A 22192-nucleotide genomic window follows, 5' to 3' on the forward strand; every position below is an offset into this window, starting at 1 on the left:
CCCCTATTCTGACATCGCCACGCCCACTCCCTGACGCTGGCGACGTACATCAAAACCACATAACCAAATCTGTACTCGCCGGGTTCTTCGCCAATGTGGCGCCCCAAAACGCGGCGGGTATATGCCTGTACGTTATGTAAGACCGGGAATTACCCCAATGGTTGAATATAACCTTCGTTATTTTTACCACCTCCCGCCGCACAGCACCACCGGGGGATTGTTACCCCAGGTTATGACGCGCCACCGGCAGCAGATAACGCTCTGTTTCGGCCAGTATTTGCGCCAGGTAGTCATTGTCCAATTGGCGGAACACTCGCTGAACATAGGGATCTTCCCCTTCTCCGGGAATGCGCTGATCGCCCTGCCAAGCCTGCAGCAATTTGGCGCGAGCCTTTGTTTGCGCTTCTTCTTCCCAGTCGATTTGCTGCGTTTCCGGCTGATAGCACTGACTCAGCCACGCCCAGCCGCTCTTGTTCAGCAACAGCAGCGGCTGACACAGACCGCGCTGATAGCCCGCCAGCAGTTCCGCCAGCTGCGCCTGCGCCTCTTCAGGCGCAAGCGCGGCAAAGCGCCAGGCGGAGTTCTTGCGACCGTACATGCGGCTCTCGCCGGTGCCGCCGGCGCAGCAGTACACCAGGTGCTCCAGCCACAGCAATATGCCGTCCACCGCCGACAACGTAGCGGGCCGCCAGCGCAACAGGCCGTCATCCTGCACCTGATGCAGCCAGCCGCTGAGACGTACGCCGGCGATATCGATATCCAGCTCCAGGCTGTGGCTCTGCGCGCGTTCCGCACGCACCTGCTCGGCCAGTTCGCTCATCTCTTCCTGCTGCTTTTGCCAATAGATCTCGCCGAAGGCGCCATAGGGCAACCCCCGGCGGCGCGCACCCGTTGGAATAGCCGCTCGGGATCGTCGCCGTCGATCAGGGTATTCAGCAGTTGGCTATTGAACTGGTAGCGGCTGAGGTTATCCAGCGTGAAGGGCTCTTCGTCCGGCAGCTCGGTCTCTTCCAGGATAAAACTGACACCCAGCCGCAGCTGGAAGAAGGCGCGAATAGGATGGCGGTAAAACCGCAGCAGCTCATCCAACGCTATTTGCTGCAGCGTTTCGGCGGGCAGCGGCTGGTTGAAGGCCGGGTGCGCCGCCCCGCGCCCGTCGGCGGCGGGCAGCCACTCGGCGGCATAGCTTTGCGCTTCCGAGCCCGGCAAGAAATTCTCGGCGGCGAACGGCATGCGCGCATGCCACTTCAGCAAATGCTCGCCCACTCGCCGGGCGCTGTCGTCTGCGGTGCGCGCCTCGTCTCCCGGCAGGCAATAGCTTTGCTCCAGATACTCCAGCAGCTCGGTAACCAGCACCGAAGGATAGCGCGGGCTGTTGTCCTGAATGGAACGGCCAATGAAGCTGATATACAGCCGTTGTTGCGCGGACAGAATCGCCTCCAGGAACAGATAGCGGTCGTCATCGCGCCGGCTGCGGTCGCCGCGCTTGACCTGCTGCGCCATCAGATCAAACCCCAATGGCGGCAACGTGCGCGGATACACGCCGTCGTTCATGCCCAACAGGCACACCACCTTGAACGGAATCGAGCGCATCGGCATCAGCGTACAGAAGTTGATTTGCCCGGCGAGGAAGCGCTGGCTGATGCGCTCCTGATCGAGGCGCGCCGCCAAATCGTCGCGCAGAATCGTCAAGGGCACGTCATCCGGATAGCGCGCCGCCAGGCCAAAATTGATGGCCTGCTGCCACTGCTGCTCGATCAATGCCAGCACCACTTCGGTATCGCTATCCGCTTCGAAGAAGGCATCCAGCAGCTGTCGGCACAGCGGTAGCCATGCCTCGAGCGAGCGCGCTTCGCTCAAGACTTGCCGCCAATGGCTCAATTGGGCCAGCAGATCCGCCAACTGCCCCGCCAGTTCGGCGACCAACCCGCTCGACTCGTCGTAAGGCAAAATGCCCTGCCAATCGCCGGCGTTGCTGTCCATCGCGTAACCGAGCAGCATGCGCGTAATGCCGAATCGCCAGGTGTGCTGGCCCGTGGCGGGCAGATCCAGTTCGCGCACGTTATCGTCGTCCAGCCCCCAGCGCACGCCGGATTCACCGACCCAGTGACGCAACAGGCGCAGCCCCTCTTCGCCAATGGCGAAACGGGCGGCCAGGGCCGGCACTTCCAACAGCGCCAGCACCTGTTCCGACGTAAAGCGGCTTTGCGGCAGATCGAGCAGGGAGATGAACGCCTGCAAAGCCGGATGCGCCTGTCGCGCTTTACGGTCAGAAATGGCGAACGGCAGGTAGCGCTCGGCGGGAGCATTGCCGAACACGGCCTGAATATAAGGCGTATAGCTGTCGATATCCGCCACCATCACGATGATGTCGCGCGGCGTCAACGCGGGATCCTGCGCGAGCATGGTCAGCAGTTGATCGTGCAGCACCTCCACTTCCCGCTGTGGGCTGTGGCAGGCGTGCAGGCTGAGGGAACGATCTTGCGGATCGAGCCTGCGCTTGCTGAAACTGCTTTCCAGCGTTTCCGCCGTGATGCCGATCACCGCGTGATCTTCCAGCTCCAGCATATCGCGTTGAACGGCGTGCAGCATGGTATCCGCCGGGATATCGACAAAGGCGTCGACCTCTTGCGCCCCTTCCATCTGCGACAGCAAATAGAGGTGATCGCGCCCGAGCTTGCCCCAGGAGGCCAGCAGCGGGTTACTGAGCTGCTGCTGCCCTTCAGCATCAAACAGACGCGCCGCGTCAGCCGGTTCGCGAAACAGCCCTTGCTCGCGCGCCTGATGATAGTGACGGCGCTTGCGGCTCTGCAAGCGGGCCAGGAAAGCGTAATCCTGAATGTCGCCCCAGTAATAACGACAAGGGTTGGTGAACATCAGGTGGATATCGATATGCCGCCCCAGCGCCTGCAGCGCCTCCAGATAGACCGGCGGCAACGCCGAGATGCCGCAGATAAACACCCGCGGCGGCAAACCGGGCGGACACGTTGTTGCCTGCTCCAGCGCGTGGATAAAGCGGCTATACAGATTGGCGCGGTGCCATTCCGGCTGCCCCAATTCGCGCGTGTACTCCACCAGCCGCGCCCAGAGCGGCGCCTGCCACTGCTGAGCCTCGGGCAGACCGTCGATGCGTTCGCCGCGCTGCCAGCTCTCCAGCCACTGCGGGCGATAAACCAAATACTGGTCGAAAAGGTCGGCAACCCGGCCGGCCAATTGGTGGATTTTTCGCTTGTCGCCGTCATCGGTGAGATAGTGCTGCAGTGGCGCGAACGCCGGCTGGGTCAGCATCTCCGGCAGCAGCCACATCAGCTTCCAGGTCATGGCGTCCTTGCTGAAGGCGCTCTCTTTCGGGATATCCGGCAACACGCGGGTGAACATGTCCCAAATGAAGGTCGCCGGCAGCGGAAACGCGACATTGGCGGCGATGCCGAACTGCTCCGCCAGCTGCATTTGCAGCCATTGCGCCATACCGGGGCTCTGAACCAGCACCACTTCCTGTTGAAAAGGATCGGCCAACGGATCTCTGGCTATCAGCGCGCTGGTCAGCGTTTTCAATAAATCCAGCTGATTGGAATGATAAACCGTGAACATGATGGCTCCTTTAAAACAAGATACGTACCGGCTCAAAAACGGGTGCAATACCAGCGGCTCAGCGTCGCCCACTGCCGTTGCGGAGTTTGTACTCTGACCGCCAATCGGCGGCAATCCGCATCCGCGCCGTCGAACGCCGTCTCGCGTCGCCAGCCTTCCGGCAGCGGTTCGGCATCGAGCCGACCGGTGACGGCGAACGCCTCCAACTGCTGATGCGCCATCACCCAGGCTTGCCGGTAGTGCCACTGGCGCTGGAACGACTGCAACAGCACCTGATGATACTGTAACAAGCCCAGCAGCGACACCGAGAACAACAATGCCGCCACCAACACTTCCGGCAGGCTGAAGCCGTTGCGGGATAACCGCCCTACGCAAGCGTTAACCCTCACAGTCGGCCGGCCTTTTCTCGGGGCAAAAATCCAGCCGGCCGCCCGGCTGCGCTTGCACCCTGCCGACCGATTCCGCACCGTCAAACGCCCCCCATTGATACAGCCAAAGCGGCTCACCGCCGCGCATCTCCCCAAGGCCGCGTACCGTCACGACGCCCGCTCTGGCAGACAGCCGGGCGCAGGCCGTCAGTTCCGCGCGCTGCCTGCATAACCAGGCCGCCGCACTCAGCTCGGCGCGCGGCCAACGCTGGAGCATGCCCCAACTCAGCGCGGAAGCGGCCTGATTGTAAGCCTGGAGGTAGCGCTGCTGATCGGCGGCCAGTAACAGCGCGTTATCCAATTGCCGGTGCTGGGCATTGAGCAACATCAACCCCAACGCCAGCAGCAACATTACCGCCGCCAAAGTACTGCCGCCTCGCTGGCTCCGCCGGTTCATGGCAACGCCGCCATTTCGATGCTCCCGCTCAGGCTGCGCCTGATACGCGCATCGCCGACAGAGCGCCCCGCCAGAGTCAAACGGCCCAGCGCACCGCCATGCTCCCCGCGCTCTATCGCCACATGAAACCGCTCAATGCGCACTTCGTCATGATCGAGCAGCCGCTCCCAGCCGCCGCCGTCGCATTGACTTACGCCGCGCTGCCCTTCCAAGCCGCCATTGCGCAGCCGATAACCGAAATAACCTGCATCCTCACCCGAGGTGAGCCATTGCCCGCTGCGGGTGATGTCGTAAGCGACGATAACGCAGCTGCCCGCCGCTTCTCCCGCCGCCTGGCCGATCAGCAGCGGGCGGCCGGCGCACTGCCCGGCACAGAAACCGGCGCGGCGCAGGTCTTTCTCAATACCGAACGCCAGTTGCCGCAGCGTTGACTCCAGCCGAAAATGCTGGCCGACGGCCACGTTTTGCTGGCGCAACAGCGGATAGGTTTTCGCGGCGCCGAGCGCGATCACGCTGCCGAACACCAGCGCCAACATCATCTCCGGCAAGGTAAAACCGCGTTCGACAGTCAGCATGGCGCGATCCCCCTTATCCGGAGCCCTTCGCTGCACAAACGCAGCCGCCCTCGGGCGGACAGCACCAGCCGCAGGCCGCCTGCCTCGTTGCTGAGCAGGATGTGCCCCGCCTGCGCGGTATTGCGCAAGCCGTAAAACCCGATCTCTTTGTCGGTGTAGCCGCTCAAAACGACGTCGCGGTAAGACGGTGAGAAAACGGAACCCTCGGCGGAAGCGCAATCCGGCGGCGGCACACCGCCGCCCAGGCACCAGGGCGTGCCGTTCTTGAACCACAGCAGCGTCGTGCGGTTGCGCCAGTTGGCGTCCGCCTGCAGTCGCAGTAAAAACGCCAGCAGCTGCTGGGCAGTATGTTCCAGACGCAACGTTTGCTGATGGTGGCGCCATTGACCGACGCCCCAGCCGGTGAGCATGCCGGCGATCAGGAGCGCCGCCAGCAGCTCAATCAGTGTCATGCCACGCTGGCGGTCATCGATGTTCGAGAGCGTATTTTTTTTCATGCGGCCAGTTTAAGGGCCGTAACAAGGCGGTAAAGCCGCATGCGCAAGCCTTGCGGCAAGCTGCGCAATGTTTTCCCTATAGCGACAAATGGCGACAATAAAATGCGGCGCGGCGCGCAATGCGGATAAAAAAAAGGGGACGCAATCGCTGCGCCCCTGGTGTGATGCGGTTAAGGTCAGATCGCGACCGGCGCCTTGATGGCCGGGTGCGGATCGTAACCTTCGATCTCGAAGTCTTCGAAACGGTAATCGAACAGCGAAGCCGGCTTGCGTTTGATCACCAGCTTCGGCAACGGACGGGGTTCACGCGTCAGCTGCAGCTTCGTCTGTTCCATATGATTACTGTACAGATGGGTATCGCCACCGGTCCAGACGAAGTCGCCGACGTCCAAATCGCACTGCTGCGCCATCATATGCACCAACAGCGCGTAGCTGGCGATGTTGAACGGCAGGCCGAGGAACACGTCGCAGGAACGCTGGTACAGCTGGCAAGAGAGCTTGCCGTCCGCCACGTAGAACTGGAAGAACGCGTGGCACGGCGCCAGCGCCATCTGGTCCAGCTCACCGACGTTCCAGGCGGAAACGATGATGCGGCGCGAATCCGGATCTTGTTTCAGTTGCTGGAGTACGTTGCTCAGCTGATCGATCTGACGACCGTCCGCCGCCCCCCAGGCTCGCCACTGCTTGCCGTACACCGGGCCGAGATCGCCGTTTTCATCGGCCCACTCGTCCCAAATGGTGACCTTGTTGTCACGCAGATAGGCGATGTTGGTATCGCCGTTCAGGAACCACAACAGCTCATGAATGATCGAACGCAGATGACATTTCTTGGTGGTCACCAACGGGAAGCCTTCCTGCAAATTGAAACGCATCTGGTGGCCGAAAATCGACAACGTGCCAGTGCCGGTACGGTCGGCTTTAGGAGTGCCCTCGGCGAGCACCTTGTTCATCAAATCCAGATACTGTTTCATTTGTCCCTCACGACAGTTGTTGCTGCGGGCGACGACGGTACGCCCAAATCATCATAATAACACCGGCCACCACCATCGGGATGGACAGGATCTGCCCCATGCTGATCACGCCGTCGAACAGGCCAAGCTGGGCATCCGGCTGGCGGAACGCTTCAACGATGATGCGGAATGCGCCATAACCGATCAGGAACAGGCCCGATACGGCACCCATCGGCCGCGGCTTGCGGATGAACAGGTTCAGAATGATAAACAGCACCACGCCTTCAAGCAGCAGTTCATACAGCTGGGACGGGTGACGCGGCAGCACGCCATACTGATTCAGCAGCGGCAGCAGAGAAGGATCGGCGGCGGCGAGCGCCACGTCTTCGCTGCGCGAGCTTGGGAACAGCATCGCCCAAGGGGTGTCGGTGGTCACGCGGCCCCACAGTTCACCGTTGATGAAGTTGCCGAGGCGGCCGGCGCCCAAACCGAACGGGATCAATGGCGCGATAAAATCGGAAACCTGGAAGAAGGTGCGTTTGGTGCGGCGAGCGAACCAGAACATCACCAGAATCACCCCCATCAATCCGCCGTGGAACGACATGCCGCCATCCCAGACTTTAAACAGATAGAGCGGATTATCCAGGAACAACGGCAGGTTGTAGAACAGCACATAGCCCACGCGGCCGCCGACGAATACGCCCAGGAAACCGGCGTAGAGCAGGTTTTCCACTTCGTCTTTGGTCCAGCCGCTGCCCGGCTTGTTGGCGCGGCGCACCGCCAGCCACATGGCAAAAACGAAGCCGACCAGATACATCAGGCCGTACCAATGCAAAGAAACCGGGCCAATGGAGAAAATGACCGGATCAAATTTAGGAAACGCCAGATAGCTATTGCTCATCTATCACCACAACATGTCTGTTATTTTTCCCCATGCGGGGGCGGCAGGTGCCAAACGTCGGCGCAGGTTGTCACACGCCTTTCAAACGGCAGCGTTGGCCGCTGCGGTTTGCAAGACGACGAACATGCGTCGCGCTGAGGTTGCGCATCATAACATAGGCTTAGCGCGGTCCGGGCCGGCAGCGCGGGAAAAGTTCTGTAAAAAAATCACATCGCGCGGCGATTATCTGCCGCCGCGAATCAACCCGCCCATGCCGCGTCGCTCCATAAACGCCGCCACCAAATGGCGCACTTCCGTGGTCATTTGGGTGTTCAACACTCGGTGCGCCAACACTTCGGCGTCGGCAAGATCGATATGCCGCAGCAGGTATTTGATGCGCGCCACGCTGCGTCCGTTCATGCTCAGATTGCGATAGCCCATGCCTACCAGCAACAGCGCGCCCATCGGATCGCCGGCCAGTTCACCGCACAGGCTAAGCTGCAGCCCGGCCGCTTTCCCCTGTTCGGCGATCAGCTTCAGCACCTGCAGCATCGCGGGATGCAGGCTGTCGTACAGCGAGGCTACCCGCGTGTTGTTGCGATCCACCGCCAGCAGGTACTGGGTCAAATCGTTGGTGCCTACCGAGATGAAGTCGACGCGCCCGGCCAAATGCGGGATCAGGAAAATCATCGACGGCACTTCCAGCATCACGCCGATTTTCGGTTTCGGGATCGCGTAGCCAAGCACCTCTTCCACCTCGCGCCCGGCGCGGTCAATCAAGCGCTTGGCCTCATCGACCTCTTCCAGGCTGGTGACCATCGGCAGCAAAATGCCCAGGTTGCCGGTGCCGGCATTGGCGCGCAGCATGGCGCGCACCTGTATCAAAAAAATCTCCGGCTGGTCCAGAGTGATGCGAATGCCGCGCCAGCCCAGGCAGGGATTTTCTTCGCTGATCGGCATGTAGGGCAGTTGCTTGTCGGCGCCGATGTCCAGCGTGCGCAGCGTGACCGGTTTGTTGGGGTAAAGCTGCAGCATGCCTTGATACTGCGCGACCTGTTCTTCTTCAGAAGGGAAACCGCTTTGCAACATGAACGGAATTTCAGTGCGGTACAACCCCACGCCGTCCACCCGGCCGCCCAACAGCTGTTCATGTTCCGGGCTGAGGCCGGCGTTCAACATCACCTGAACGCGTTCGCCGCTTTTCAACTGCGCCGGCTGTTCGACGTCGTCTTCCGCCAGCTTGCTCAGTTCCTGTTCTTCGCTGATCAGCCGTTGGTATTCCTGCACCAGCACCGGCTCAGGATCGACCAGCAGTTCGCCGCGATACCCATCGACGATCAGCAGCCGCTGGCTGAGCAGAGAAGGCTGGATGTCGGCGCCCATCACCGTCGGCACCCCCATCGCCCGCACCAAAATCGCCGCATGCGAATTGGCGGCGCCGTCGCGCACGACCACGCCAACCAGGCGATCCTGCGGCACTTCGGCCAGCAATGTCGCGGTCAGTTCATCCGCCACCAGCACAAAACGCGCCGGCCACTGGGTGGCCCCCTGAGTGGTGTCGTCGAGGTGGAACAGCAGGCGCTGGCCCAGCGCACGCAGGTCGCTGCCGCGCTCGCGCATATAGGTGTCCTGCAGTTTGGCGAACTGTTCGGCAAAGGCTTCTATCACCTGCTTCACCGCCCATTCCGCCACCGAGCCGTTGTCAATTTCGGCGAACAATTCGCGCTTGAGGCGGGCGTCGTTTAGCAGGTGAGAATAAAGATCGAAGATCGCCGCGCTCTCTTTTTGCGAGCTGGCGGCAAAACGCTTGCTGAAGCGGCGAAATTCCGCGCCGGCCTCTTCCAACGCCAACGTCAGGCGCTCGCGCTCGCTGGCGGTGTCCAGCGTCGACGCGCGGTAAACCTGATCGAGCGAAGGCTGGCTGCTGTCCTGCCACCCTTCCGCCACCGCTACGCCGGGCGAGGCCGCCAGCGCGCGCACGCGCGTTTGGCGATACTGGCCGAAAATGGCATTAAGCTGCGACTGTGAAAGGATCCCGGCCATCTGCGTGGCCAGGGTGACCATGAACGACTCTTCGCTTTCGTCGAACTGGCGCAGCTCGCGCTGCTGCACCACCAACACCCCCAACAGCTGGCGCCGGTGAATGATCGGTACCCCGAGGAAGGATCGGAAACGATCCTCTTTGACCTGCGGAACGTACTTGAAGCTGGGATGGCTTTGGGCATCGGCCAGGTTGATGGGTTCGGCCCGGCGGCCGACCAACCCGACGACACCTTCGTCAAACGCCAATGCGATAGTGCGCCCGCGCGGCTTTTTCAGCCCGCGCGTGGCCATCAGGTAGTAACAGCGGCGATCGTTGTCCGCCAGGTAAATGGAGCACACTTCGGTGTCCATCGCCAGACAGGTTTCATTGACCAGCAGATCCAGCGCATCCGTCAGACTGGCCGCCGCGGCCACCTTCTCTACAATTTCTCGCAAGCGCGTGAGCATAGTCGGCTTAACTTAACCTCTCTTTCGGCGATAAGCGGGGGCCTGCCGCGGCGCCGCCTGCTCTTGCATCGGCATCACGGTCACGGCGAATTCTTTCATCACCCGGCGGTAGACGTCGCGTTTAAATGACACCACCTGGCGCACCGGATACCAGAAGCTCACCCAGCGCCAACCGTCGAACTCCGGCGTGCTGCTGCGCTGCATGTTGATATCAGCGTCATTGCACAGTAGCTGCAACAAAAACCATTTTTGCTTTTGGCCGATACAAACCGGCTTTGTGTCCCAACGCACCAAACGTTTCGGCAATTTATAGCGCAACCAGTTGCGGGTCGAAGCCAGGATGCGCACATCCTTTTTACTCAGCCCCACTTCTTCGAACAGCTCACGGTACATCGCCTGCTCCGCAGTTTCGCCAGGGTTAATCCCACCTTGGGGAAACTGCCAGGAGTGCTGACCGTAACGGCGGGCCCATAAGACCTGCCCCTGACGATTACAGATTACGATACCAACATTCGGGCGGTAGCCATCATCATCGATCACCGGACTACCTCGATAAGCTTAAATTCGCATAGATGTCCTGATTGTTTCACACAAGCTACAGGCGGTAAACCACTGCTTTACGGCGCTGCGGGCCGGATAACATTGGGATAACTCACAGATATAGGCAAAGTTATAAACATGCATCGGCATTTCAGACCGGTTTTATTCACTTTTTCTGTGGATAGGTGTGTGTAGAACTCGAGGGATAAGCCGGTAAAACTCTCGTCCCCGAAAATCCCCCTCACACCGAAGAAACAATATTATTCCTAAAAACATATAATTAACCAATATTCCACAGTTATGTACAGGGCAAAAATGTGATCTATGCACGGTAAGGATCTTACCCTGGCGAAAGATCCACCAACGCCGTTTTTATCCACAGATTATCCGGGCAAGTTACGCACAAAACGGACAAATTCGTAAAAAACCGCCCGAGTCAAGGCTGTAAATTGAACCAGTGATCGGTAAAAATTTGGGTTATCCCATAAATCTGTGGATAAATAGGTGTAAGATCCTGTTTATTGTCGGTGGCTTCAGGTGAACAAGCCTCGCGGGTGCATTGTCGCCCGCGCAAGAAAAAGAAAAAAAGTCATGTAAAATCATGCTACTATTATTCTTTTCCCCAGGCGACTGGGGTTACCGTTTCCCGTGTATCTTTGCAGTACGTTTTTCAACCAAATTCGACAGGCTTGATTTATGGCGTTTTTATCCCCTCTGCCACCCCCGCCGGAAAATGAACGGCAGCTGTTCGAGCGCGCTCAGGCGCTGGCCGGCTTCAGTTTTGGCGAACTGGCCGCCCGCGCGCAGTTGCCGATCCCCAAGGATCTGAAACGCGATAAAGGCTGGGTGGGCATGCTGCTGGAGCTGTACCTCGGCGCCATGGCCGGCAGCAAACCGGAACAGGATTTTCCTGAGCTGGGCATTGAGCTGAAAACCATTCCTGTCGACGCCGCCGGCAAACCGCTGGAGACCACTTTCGTCTGCGTGGCCCCGCTCACCGGCAACAGCGGCGTCACCTGGGCCAGCAGCCACGTTCGCCACAAGCTGGCGCGCGTGTTGTGGATACCGGTAGAGGGCGAACGGCAAATCCCGCTGGCGCAGCGCCGCGTCGGTTCGCCGCTGCTGTGGAGCCCGAGCGCTGCAGAAGAAGAGATGCTGCGCCGCGATTGGGAAGAGCTGATGGATCTGATTGTACTCGGTCACGTAGAACGCATCACCGCACGCCACGGCGAAGTGCTGCAACTGCGCCCCAAAGCGGCCAACAACAAGGCGCTCACCGAAGCCATCGGCGAACAGGGGCAACCTATCATGACGCTGCCGCGCGGTTTCTATCTGAAAAAGGGTTTTACCGGCGCGCTGCTGGCAAGACATTTCTCAATCTAAGCGATTTCGTTTAACTCTGGTTTAGCTAACCCTGTCAGCGCCACGATAAACGCGTATAATTCACGCTTTGCATTTATTAAGTATTAAGGTGTGTCGGGCAATGTTCGAATGGATTATGGATCCCAATGCCTGGTTAGCGTTAGGTACGCTAACCATTCTTGAGATCGTACTGGGTATTGATAACATCATTTTTCTGTCGCTGGTGGTGGCCAAGCTGCCCAAAGCGCAACAGAACAAAGCTCGCCGGCTCGGGCTGGCCGCCGCCATGATTATGCGTCTGGCGCTGCTGGCCTCCATCGCCTGGGTGATCCGCTTGACGCACCCGCTGTTCACCGTGCTGGATCACGCCATTTCCGCCCGCGATCTGATCCTGCTGCTCGGTGGATTGTTCCTGATCTGGAAAGCCAGCAAAGAGATCCACGAAACCATCGAAGGCACGGAAGAAGAGCACCACACCAAGGTGCACAGCTTCTTCGGCGCGATCGTACAGATCATGCTGTTGGATATCATCTTCAGCCTGGATTCGGTGATTACCGCCGTAGGCCTTTCCGATCACCTGTTCATCATGATGGCGGCGGTGGTGATTGCCGTCGGCGTGATGATGTTCGCCGCACGGCCGATCGGCGAGTTCGTCAATCGCCATCCGTCGGTGAAAATGCTGGCGCTGGCGTTCCTGATCCTGGTGGGCTTCACGCTGATGCTGGAAAGTTTCCAGGTGCACGTGCCGAAAGGCTACATCTACTTCGCCATGTTCTTCTCCATGTCGGTAGAAGCGCTCAATCTGATGCGCAGCAAGAAAAACCGTTCGCCGGAATAACCCTACGCGGAGGCCGCCATCGGCGGCTTCCGCCGTTTCGTTGCCCCCCTCATTTCAGTTTTTCTTATCAGATAAAGACTTATCTGAGACGCTCTCTGCCAAGAGTTTGCTAATCTTGAAAGAACATTGTTTTCTGCATAATCGAGGATCCGCAGGATGAAAAAGTGGGTAATGGCAGTGTCTGCGCTGGTTATGGCCGCCGGTTTGGCGGGATGTTCCAGCGACTACGTCATGGCGACCAAAGACGGCAACATGATCCTGACGCAAGGCAAACCGGAGATCGACACAGACACCGGGCTCATCAGTTATAAAGATGAGAAAGGCAATCACCGCCAGATCAACGGCGATCAGGTTTCCCAGGTTATCGAACGCTAATCACCGCACGCCGGCTATCGCCCGCTCGAGCGCGGTAGCCCTCATTCGTGTCCGCACGGAATCCGCTTCCCCCATCTTCACCGCTTGGTTATAGTCAGGAAAGGCGACATCGCCGCCCGACGGACTTTGCGCCGTCTTCTGAATTGGGCTCCTGTTTCACCGGGCCGCACGGCCCGTCAGCGCTAACAAGAAAGGAAGGCCGTTAATGCAATACCACCGTATTCCCCACAGTTCTTTAGAAGTGAGCGTGCTGGGACTGGGCACCATGACCTTTGGCGAACAGAACAGCGAAGCCGACGCCCATGCGCAACTGGACTATGCATTGGCCGCAGGCGTGAACCTGATAGATACCGCCGAACTGTACCCGGTGCCGCCCCGCCCGGAAACCCAGGGCCTGACCGAAAGCTATATCGGCAGTTGGATCAAAGCGCGCGGCAATCGCGAAAAAATCGTCCTGGCCAGCAAAGTCTCGGGCCCGGTGCGCGGCACTGACAGCAGCATCCGCCCGCAGCAGGCGCTCGATCGCAAAAACATCCGCGCCGCTCTGGACGCCAGCCTCAAGCGGCTGAACACCGATTATCTCGATCTTTACCAATTGCACTGGCCGCAGCGCGCCACCAACTGCTTTGGCAAACTCAACTATCAATATACCGATGACAAAGCCACGGTCACGCTGCTGGAAACCCTGGAGGCGCTGACCGAGCAGGTGCGCGCCGGTAAAATTCGCTATATCGGGGTCTCCAACGAAACGCCCTGGGGCGTGATGCGCTATCTGCAACTGGCGGAGAAACACGAGCTGCCGCGCATCGTGTCGATTCAAAACCCGTACAGCCTGCTGAACCGCAGCTTTGAGATTGGCCTGGCCGAAATCAGCCAGCACGAAGGGGTAGAACTGCTGGCCTATTCCAGCCTGGCGTTCGGCACGCTGAGCGGTAAATACCTCAACGGCGCTAAACCGGCCGGTGCGCGCAATACGCTGTTCACCCGCTTCAACCGTTATTCAGGGCAGCAAACCCAACGGGCGATCGCCGAATACGTGGCGCTGGCCAAAAAACACGGGCTGGATCCTTCGCAGATGGCGTTGGCCTTCGTGCGTCAGCAGCCGTTCGTCGCCAGCACCCTGCTGGGCGCCACCTCGGTGGAGCAGTTGAAAATCAACCTCGACAGCCTCGACGTGATTCTGGATGAGGACGTGCTACAGGCGCTCGAAGAAATCCACACCCGGTTTACCATTCCGGCGCCTTGATAGCCTGAGGGCGCAGCCTGGCTGCGCCCCGTTTCACCGCCGCTGCGACCACCACAACGCGCTAATCGCCAGCGCAAACACCACGCCAAACCCTACGCCGACGCCCACCACCGGCACGCCCAGCTTCACGACCAAAGAATACAGGCCCAGCATCAGTAACATCGCGGCGTTTTCACCCAGGTTTTGCACTGCGATCGCATTGCCGGCGCCGACCGAATGTTTGCCCCGCTCCTGCAGCAACGCATTGAGCGGCACGACGAAGAAGCCCCCCAGCATGCCGATGAGCGCCAGCAAGACGTAGGCATTGAGCATGGTCGTTTGCAGCGCAAACACCGCGACCGCGACGCCGATCAGGATCCCGGCCGGCATACAGCGTTTCACCGTTTTAAGCGTGACGAAGCGCGCGGCGGCACCCGCGCCCACCACGATGCCGACGGCCACCATGGCGTTCAGCAGCGTTGGCGTGGCGTTATCGGCGATGCCGAGCGCCACCGGTACCCACAGCACCAGCAGAAAACGCAGCGTCACGCCGGCCCCCCAAAACAGGCTGGTGCCAATCAATGAGAAACGCGTCTGTCCATCGCGCCACAGCGTAACGCAGGCAGCAAAGAAGCTGTGCGTCATGGCCTGCGGACGCCACGAAGCGCCAGGACGCGCCGCCGCCAAACGCGGAATATACAGGTTGGCGACCACCGCTCCCGCGTAAACCAACGCGCAGGCCGCCAGCGCCGCCGCCACGTGCCAGTCCGCCAGAATACCGCCGGCCACCGAACCGGTCAGAATGGCCGCAATGGTCGAAGCCTCGATCAGGCCGTTAGCCTTGACCAGTTTCTCGCCGCTGGTGATCTCGCCCAGAATGCCGTATTTAGCCGGTGAATACGCGGCGGCTCCCACGCCGACCAGGCTGTAACCCAGAAACGGATTCACCCCAAAACAGATCACCAATGCCCCCGCCAATTTCAGGGCGTTGGCGAACATCATCACCCGCCCTTTGGCAAAGCTGTCGGCGATCTGGCCGACGAACGGAGCCAGAATGATATAGGTGGCGACAAAGGCCATCTGCAGGATCGGCTGGCTCCAGTCCGGATACAGCTGCTGCTTGATCAACGCCAGCGTGGCGAACAGCAACGCATTGTCGCCGAACGCCGAAAGGAACTGCGCGCTGATCACCGCGATCATGCCGCGTGACAACAAAGGGGATTCGGTCGAAGGATTCATCAGGCACTCTCCGGCTGTTCGGCCATATGACGCAGGGTGACGAAATCAGGTTTGCCGCTACCGAGCACCGGCAGCGTTTTCAACAGGCGAATATCGCGCGGCACCGCCAGCTCCGGGCTGCCCAGTTCGCGCGCCACCCGCAGCAATGCCTCGCGGGTAATGGCGGGATCGGTGGTGAACAGCACCAACGCCTCGCCTTTGCTGCTGTCGCTTTTGACCGTGGCGGCATGCAGTTTATCCGGCGACAGCCGTTGCGCCAGCAGTTCGACGCTCTCCAGCGACACCATCTCGCCCGCGAGCTTGGCGAAGCGCTTCACGCGCCCGCGAATGGTGCAGTAACCCTGCTCATCCAGGCTGACGATATCGCCGGTGTCATACCAGCCCGGCTGCAGCACGCCGTTCGCATCTTCCGCCGCCGGCGGCTCCAGTTCGCCGGGGCGTTCAACCCGCAGATAGCCTTTCATGATATTCGGCCCCTTCAACTGCAGACGGCCGCCGTTATCAATACCCGGCACCGCGATCAGACGCGCCTCCATCTGCGGCATGATGCGGCCGACGGTGCCCACCTTGGTCGCCAGCGGCACGTTGATCGAGACCACCGGCGCGCACTCGGTCACGCCATAGCCTTCCAGAATGCGGATGCCGTATTTGTCCTGATAGATCTGTTTGGTGCTGTCCGCCAGTTTCTCCGCGCCGGCCACGACATAGCGCAGGCGGGCAAAATCATACGGATGCGCGAAGCGCGCATAGTTGTTAAGGAAGGTCGCCGTGCCGAACAGCACCGTGCAGTTACGGTCATACACCAGCTCCGGCACCACGCGATAGTGCAGCGGGCTGGGGTAGAGGAAAATGCGGCTGCCGGTGATCAGCGGCGTAAGCAGCCCCACCGTCAGACCGAACGAGTGGAACAGCGGCAGCGACGACATGAAGCGGTCGCGCGGCGTGAAATCGGCGATGGTGCGGATTTGTTCTACGTTGGCCAGCAGGCTGGCGTGCGAATGCACCACGCCCTTGGGATGGCCTTCGGATCCGGACGTGAACAGGATCAGCGCCGGATCCTCCGGACGTTGCGGCAACGCCGCGCGCTGCGGCTGCAGCAAGTTACGCAGGATCCACAGCTTATCCGCCAGCGTGACCGTATCTTTCAGATCTTCCAGATACACCCAGTTAGCCTGTGGCACCTGTTCCGGCAGGTGGGTCAGCTTGCCTTTCTCCAGAAACTGGCGCGAGGTGACGATGGTCTTGATGCCGGCGGCCGTCATCGCGCTGTTCAGGCCGTTGGCGCCTGCGGTGTAGTTGAGCATCGCCGGGATGCGATTGCGCAGCGAAGCGCCGAAGATCGCCGCCGCGGTAATGGTGGCGTTGGGCAACAGCAGCCCAACGTGCTCCCCCTCGGCGGTAAAGCGCTGCAGAATGCGGCTGACGCCCAGCGATTTCTTGACTAGCGTCTGGTAACTGTCTTCTTTGAAAGCGATGTCTTCGATGCAAGGCTTGCGGCGCCCATAGCGGTGCTGCGCCGCCAGCAAAGCATGGAACAGCGTTTGCGGCTCGCGCGTCTCCATCCGCGCCCGCATCATGATCTGCATCAGCCGATCGCCCGCCAGCGCCCGGCGTTCACGCGCGCGCGGCGCTTCCGGCATCGACAGCGTGGTCGGCGGCAAGATGCGGATGCTGATTTGCGGGAACCAGCGGATCTTGAACACCCCGGCCATGCGGCCAAACGGGCTGAACTCCGGGCCATCGATCCGCACCGGCACCACGGTCGCGCCCGATTTGGCGGCGATAAACGCCGCTCCGTCGTAAATTTTCATCAGCGCACCGGTCACGGTGATGCGCCCTTCAGGGAACACCACGATCGGCCGTCCCTGCTCGACCATGCGCACCAGTTGCTTGATGGCCATCGGCTTGGTGGGATCGAGCGAGACAAAATCGATGTAAGGCCGCAGCCAGCGCATAAACCAGCTCTCGCCGATGCTGGCATAGACCGCAAACACCGGTTTTATCGGCAGGAACAGCGCCAGCAGTACGCCGTCGAGGAAAGAGACGTGGTTCGGCGTAATCAGTAATTTTTGCCGCTCGAAGTGCTGGACGTCCCCTTCGACCCGTACCCGAAACAACAGGCGAAACAGCGCGCGCAGCAGTGAAAAGATCATGCCCTTCTCCCTTGGCCATGGAGGCGTAAATCGTTGTAGGGAAAAGAATACTATATGGCAGGCAAAAAAAAACCTACGCATCCGCGTAGGTTGGTGCAATTGAAAATGGCTTCAGCATGCAAGGCACGCTGATTTCTCACCAATCAATACCTCTGGGATCACCTACTCTAGAGAGATGGCGTGCAGGAAACTACCGGCGAATCGCAAGAGTTCTGCTCCAAATGCAACCAGCTGTAAATTTCCCACGATCTGCTGTAATAACTCAATGAAACTTAAACCTTACCGCAGCGACGAAAATAAATATAACAACGACGAGCCAGTGACCCAGACGTGAAATATTCACTCATCGTGCGCTGACCTCGACCAGGCAGCTCATGGCGTTCGGCCCCTGCGTCAGCGGCGAGGTGCCGATATCCAGCGTCAGCACGTTCGGGTTGCCCGCCTGCTCGACCGGCCGACGCTGCGCGTCGAAACCCGGCTCGAACCAGGCACCGGTCGCCATCAGCACCACGCCGCGCGTCACGCCATCGGTGAGCGATACCCCCGCCAGACAGCTGCCGCGCGCGTTGCTGACCAGCACTTCGGCACCGTCCGCCAGGCCGCGCGGCGCCGCATCGTCCGGATGCATGTACAAGGTTTCTCGCCCGGCGGTCTTGTTGCCCTGCGCCAGCGGCGCCGGATCCATCTGGCTATGCAGGCGATCGCTCGGCTGAATGGAGATCAGGTGCAGCGGCCAGTTTTTGGCCTGCGGCGCGCCCAGCCACTCCACCGGCGGCCGCCACTGCGGATGCGGAGCGAAATCTTCGTAGCGATAGCCGGCGATCCGCTCGCTGAACAGCTCTATCTTGCCGCTGGGCGTTTGCAGCGGGTTAGCCTGCGGATCGGCGCGGAATGCGTCAAAAAATACGAACTCTTTAGCCGGCGCGGGCAGCTCGACATAGCCCCGTTGCCAGAAGGCCTCAAACTCGGGCCAGGCGACGCCGGCGCGCTGCTGCGCTGTGCCGCATTGCCGGTAGATAGCTTCGATCCAGGCCCGCTCGTCGCGATTCTCGGTAAAGCGCTCACGATAGCCGAGACGCTCCGCCAGATCGGCGAAGATATCGAAATCGTTGCGCGCCTGATGCTGCGGCGCAATGGCCTGATGCATCGCCAACACGTAGCGATCGCGCGACGAGCCGCCGATATCGTTACGCTCCAGCGAACTGGTGACCGGCAGCACGATGTCTGCCATTTTGGCCGCCGCCGTCCACCAGATATCTTGAACGATCACCGTGTCCGGCTTCTGCCAGCCCTCCACCAGCCGATTCAACTGCTGATGATGATGGAACGGGTTGCCGCCGGCCCAGTGCACCAAATGGATATCCGGATAATGCCGCGTCTCGCCGCAAAATTGATAGGCCTCACCGGGGTGCAACAGCATGTCGCAGATGCGCGCCACCGGGATCGCCAGCCCGGCCGGATTTTCGCCTACCGGCATGGTCGGCGCAGGCGTATCCACGCGCGGATTGCCGACGCCGTTCATCGAACCGTGGCCGAACGAGAAACCGCCGCCCGGCAGCCCCACCTGGCCCAGCATCGCCGACAGCGCGATCATCATCCAATACGGTTGCTCCCCCCGATGCGCGCGTTGCACGGAGTAGGAACAGGTGATGAAACTGCGCACGCCGATCAGTTGCCGCGCCAGCAGCGCGATGCGCGCCGCCGGAATGCCGGTAATGGCGCTGGCCCAAACGGGGGTTTTCGCCACGCCGTCACCGGTGCCGTTCAGGTAATCCGCCAGTTGTTGATAGCCCACGCAGTGGCTGTGCAGGAAGGCTTCATCCTGCGCGTCCAGCCGCTGGATTTCGTAAGCCAGCGCCAGCATCAGCGCCACGTCGGTATTCGGCCGGATCGGGATCCATTCCGCGTTGACAAACTCGGGACAATCATCGCGCATCGGGCTGATGTTGATAACCGGCGTGCCCTTGCGCGCCAGCTTTTGCAGCCAGGGCTTGAGCGCATGTTCCGCCGCGCCGCCGGAAGAGACCTGAGCGTTTTTCAGCGCCAATCCGCCAAACGCCACAAACAGCTCGCAATGCTCCACCACGCTAGGCCAACTGGTGACGCGCCCGGTCAAGGGCGAAAAAGTGCCGATCACATACGGCAGAAAGAACTGCGCCGCGCCCCAGCTGTAGTTGCCCTGCTGATCGACGCCGCCGCCGCCGCTGAAGTAGAACCGCCGCACCAGCGAGCGGGCATGGTGCAGCCGCCCGGCCGACGACCAGCCATAAGAGCCGGTAAACAACCCGGAGGCGCCGTAACGCTCGCGCACCCGGCGATTCTCTTGCGCCACCAAATCGAGCGCCAATTCCCAGTCCACCTCGACGAAATCTTCCCTGCCGCGCAGCGTACGGTCGCTGCCCTCGCGCTTTTGCAGCCACGAGCGGCGCACCGCCGGCTTGCGGATGCGTTTGTCGGAGTAGACCATCGGGACGATGGAATCGAGCAGCGGCGAAGGATCAGGATCGTCGACGAAGGGTTCACAACGGATAAGCCGGCCGTCTTCAACCACGGCGGTATAAGCGCCCCAATGGGCGAGCTGCGGATAGCGTTTAATGGACATGGCGTTCTCGGCGCAAATCGGAATGCACAGACGTTACCTCAGCCCGCCGCCAGTGCCAACGTACAAATTGCGCTATCGTTCGGTAGCAGTCGGTTATGCGTACAGACGCGAAGAGATTCTGCAACCGCCACCACAAGTTGCGCACGAGACCGCTTGCAGCCCCGGTTTTTTTCCGCAAAACTGGGGGATGTAAGCGATTACCCAGGATGTGTTGACTGATATGGCTACGATAAAGGATGTTGCCAGGCTGGCGGGTGTTTCCGTGGCCACGGTATCCCGCGTGATAAACAATTCCCCCAAGGCCAGCGAAGGGTCGCGCACTGCGGTGCAGGCCGCCATGGAACAGCTGCAGTATCACCCTAACGCCAACGCACGAGCGCTGGCGCAGCAATCCACCGAGACGCTGGGGCTGATCGTCTCCGACGTTTCCGATCCCTTCTTCGGCGCGATGGTCAAGGCGGTCGAGCAGGTGGCCTACGCCACTCACAATTTTCTGCTGATTGGCAACGGTTACCACGACGCCGAAAAAGAGCGTCAGGCGATTGAACAGCTGGTGCGGCACCGCTGCGAAGCGCTGGTGGTGCACGCCAAAAGGCTAAGCGATCAGGAACTTTTCGGCTGGATGCAACAGATCCCGGGCATGGTGCTCATCAATCGCACGCTGCCGGGGTTTGAAACGCGCTGCGTGGCGCTCGACGATCGCTACGGCGCCTGGCTGGCGACCCGACATCTGATCCAGCAAGGGCACCAGCGCATCGCCATCATCTGCTCCACTCACCAGATTTCCGACGCCACCGATCGTCTGCAAGGCTATCTCGACGCGCTGCAGGAACACGGCATTGCGGTGGATGAAAAGCTGATCGCCTACGGCGAACCGGACGAGATCGGCGGCGAACAGGCGATGACCGAATTGCTCGGCCGCGGCCGTTCGTTCTCCGCCATTACCTGCTATAACGATCCGATGGCCGCCGGCGCGCTGTCGGTGCTGAGCGATAACAGCGTCGACGTACCGGGAGAAATTTCGCTGATCGGTTTCGACGACGTGTTGATTTCGCGCTACCTGCGCCCACGCCTGACCACCATTCGCTACCCTATCGTGGCGATGGCCACCCAGGCGGCGGAGCTGGCGCTGGCGCTGGCCAACCGGCAACCGCTGCCGGAAATCACCAACATGTTCAGCCCAACGCTGGTGCGCCGCCACTCGGTCGCCACCCTCAACAACGCGCACGAACAGCCGTAATCATGCCGCCGCATGGGTGAGCCGTCACCCATGCGCTCAGATTGCGCAGCCCGCCGCATTTCTCGCTTTTGGATTTTTTCCGCTCCCTACGTTCGTGCAGATTGTTGGCACAATAACCTTTACGCTATATAGCATAAACACTATATTCGAAGCGCATCATGTGGCAAGTGGTGACCGTCGAACGATTCGACGACTGGTTTTTGGCGCTGAACAACGCCCAGCAAACAAGCATCCTGGCGGCGATCTTCAAATTACAACGTTCGGCCCGCAGTTGGCGCGGCCGCACGCCGATACGCTGCATTTTTCCGAAGCGGCCCGGCAGTTGAAGGAGTTGCGCGTTCAACATCGCGGGCGCCCTTTCAGGGTGTTTTTCGCCTTTGCCCCACAGCGGCAAGCAGTATTGCTGTGCGGTGGCGATAAAACCGGCGACAAACGCTTTTACCAGCGCATGTTGCCCATCGCTGCCATGGAATTTTCACATTATCTGGCAACCCGGAGGTAGTGCAGATGGCCAAACCGTTATCCCAACTGATCGACAAGCTCGATCCCGCCGTCGTTGCCGCAGCCAGGCAAAAGGCGGACAAGGAAATTTTCGAACTGCGGCTGGCAATGCTGAGGGAAGAGCTGGCGGTCTCTCAGGTTGAATTGGCGAAGCGGCTCGGTATCAGCCAACCCTCCGTCGCCAATTTGGAAAAGCGCGGCAGCGAAATAAAGCTGTCGTCGCTCAAACGCTATATCGAGGCGATGGGCGGCACGCTATCGCTGGATGTGCAATTGCCCAATGGCCAGCACCGCCGCATGACGCTGTAA

The 22192-nt window shown here is 60.3% G+C and carries 17 protein-coding genes and 2 pseudogenes; 7 read left to right on the top strand and 12 right to left on the bottom strand.

Features of this window, described 5'->3' with window-relative positions:
- Positions 1-220: 220 nt before the first annotated feature.
- The 9 genes and pseudogenes from recC to rppH all read right to left on the bottom strand — a co-directional run bounded on the left by recC (position 221) and on the right by rppH (position 10348).
- A pseudogene (gene recC / locus SERRSCBI_RS19090) lies at positions 221-3591 on the bottom strand (exodeoxyribonuclease V subunit gamma).
- Between the two features lie 32 nt (positions 3592-3623).
- Positions 3624-3980 (bottom strand): prepilin-type N-terminal cleavage/methylation domain-containing protein, encoded by a 357-nt coding sequence (locus SERRSCBI_RS19095; RefSeq protein ID WP_042785273.1) that lies wholly within the window; start codon positions 3978-3980, stop codon positions 3624-3626.
- Complete coding sequence (locus SERRSCBI_RS19100; protein ID WP_015378916.1) at positions 3970-4416, bottom strand: YgdB family protein; 447 nt, start codon at positions 4414-4416, stop codon at positions 3970-3972. Before SERRSCBI_RS19100 ends, SERRSCBI_RS19095 begins: the two co-directional genes overlap by 11 nt.
- A complete protein-coding gene (locus SERRSCBI_RS19105) occupies positions 4413-4991 on the bottom strand; it encodes a prepilin peptidase-dependent protein (protein WP_033644851.1) in 579 nt (192 codons plus the stop codon). Before SERRSCBI_RS19105 ends, SERRSCBI_RS19100 begins: the two co-directional genes overlap by 4 nt.
- Positions 4985-5488 (bottom strand): prepilin peptidase-dependent protein, encoded by a 504-nt coding sequence (locus SERRSCBI_RS19110; RefSeq protein ID WP_042785274.1) that lies wholly within the window; start codon positions 5486-5488, stop codon positions 4985-4987. The genes SERRSCBI_RS19105 and SERRSCBI_RS19110 overlap by 7 nt, the downstream gene beginning before the upstream one ends.
- 176 nt (positions 5489-5664) lie before the next feature.
- A complete protein-coding gene (gene thyA, locus SERRSCBI_RS19115) occupies positions 5665-6459 on the bottom strand; it encodes a thymidylate synthase (RefSeq protein ID WP_015378919.1) in 795 nt (264 codons plus the stop codon).
- Positions 6460-6466: 7 nt separating this feature from the next.
- Entirely contained in the window at positions 6467-7339 is an 873-nt protein-coding gene (gene lgt, locus SERRSCBI_RS19120; protein ID WP_015378920.1) for a prolipoprotein diacylglyceryl transferase, read from the bottom strand.
- 222 nt (positions 7340-7561) lie between these two features.
- On the bottom strand, positions 7562-9808 hold the full coding sequence (ptsP, locus tag SERRSCBI_RS19125) for a phosphoenolpyruvate--protein phosphotransferase (protein WP_033644849.1): 2247 nt from the start codon (positions 9806-9808) through the stop codon (positions 7562-7564).
- 12 nt (positions 9809-9820) lie between these two features.
- Complete coding sequence (gene rppH / locus SERRSCBI_RS19130) at positions 9821-10348, bottom strand: RNA pyrophosphohydrolase (protein WP_004931849.1); 528 nt, start codon at positions 10346-10348, stop codon at positions 9821-9823.
- A 696-nt stretch (positions 10349-11044) separates the two neighbouring features.
- Here rppH and mutH point away from each other — a divergent pair.
- From mutH to SERRSCBI_RS19150, 4 genes are all read left to right on the top strand, one after another.
- Positions 11045-11731 carry a DNA mismatch repair endonuclease MutH gene (gene mutH / locus SERRSCBI_RS19135; RefSeq protein WP_033644848.1) on the top strand — a complete coding sequence of 229 codons (687 nt, stop codon included), beginning with the start codon at positions 11045-11047 and terminating at the stop codon, positions 11729-11731.
- A gap of 100 nt (positions 11732-11831) precedes the next feature.
- Positions 11832-12548, top strand: coding sequence for a TerC family protein (locus SERRSCBI_RS19140; RefSeq protein WP_042785275.1), 717 nt, complete (start codon positions 11832-11834; stop codon positions 12546-12548).
- A gap of 156 nt (positions 12549-12704) precedes the next feature.
- Complete coding sequence (locus tag SERRSCBI_RS19145; RefSeq protein WP_016929923.1) at positions 12705-12923, top strand: YgdI/YgdR family lipoprotein; 219 nt, start codon at positions 12705-12707, stop codon at positions 12921-12923.
- 205 nt (positions 12924-13128) lie between these two features.
- Entirely contained in the window at positions 13129-14169 is a 1041-nt protein-coding gene (locus tag SERRSCBI_RS19150; protein WP_033644844.1) for an NADP(H)-dependent aldo-keto reductase, read from the top strand.
- 33 nt (positions 14170-14202) lie between these two features.
- Here the strand turns inward: SERRSCBI_RS19150 and lplT are convergent, their stop codons facing one another.
- The 3 genes from lplT to SERRSCBI_RS19165 form a co-directional block, all read right to left on the bottom strand.
- Entirely contained in the window at positions 14203-15387 is a 1185-nt protein-coding gene (gene lplT / locus SERRSCBI_RS19155) for a lysophospholipid transporter LplT (RefSeq protein ID WP_042785276.1), read from the bottom strand.
- Positions 15387-17540: a bifunctional acyl-ACP--phospholipid O-acyltransferase/long-chain-fatty-acid--ACP ligase gene (aas, locus tag SERRSCBI_RS19160; protein ID WP_042785277.1), complete on the bottom strand. Its 2154-nt coding sequence runs from the start codon at positions 17538-17540 to the stop codon at positions 15387-15389. Before aas ends, lplT begins: the two co-directional genes overlap by 1 nt.
- 343 nt (positions 17541-17883) lie before the next feature.
- On the bottom strand, positions 17884-20142 hold the full coding sequence (locus tag SERRSCBI_RS19165) for a molybdopterin guanine dinucleotide-containing S/N-oxide reductase (protein ID WP_042785278.1): 2259 nt from the start codon (positions 20140-20142) through the stop codon (positions 17884-17886).
- Positions 20143-20362: 220 nt separating this feature from the next.
- Between SERRSCBI_RS19165 and galR the strand changes: the two genes are divergently transcribed.
- From galR to SERRSCBI_RS19180, 3 genes and pseudogenes are all read left to right on the top strand, one after another.
- Entirely contained in the window at positions 20363-21382 is a 1020-nt protein-coding gene (galR, locus tag SERRSCBI_RS19170) for an HTH-type transcriptional regulator GalR (RefSeq protein WP_033644840.1), read from the top strand.
- Positions 21383-21540: 158 nt separating this feature from the next.
- Positions 21541-21884: pseudogene (locus SERRSCBI_RS19175) on the top strand (type II toxin-antitoxin system RelE/ParE family toxin).
- A 5-nt stretch (positions 21885-21889) separates the two neighbouring features.
- A complete protein-coding gene (locus SERRSCBI_RS19180; protein ID WP_025304078.1) occupies positions 21890-22192 on the top strand; it encodes a helix-turn-helix domain-containing protein in 303 nt (100 codons plus the stop codon).

This window comes from Serratia sp. SCBI, assembly GCF_000747565.1.
Taxonomy (GTDB): domain Bacteria; phylum Pseudomonadota; class Gammaproteobacteria; order Enterobacterales; family Enterobacteriaceae; genus Serratia; species Serratia ureilytica.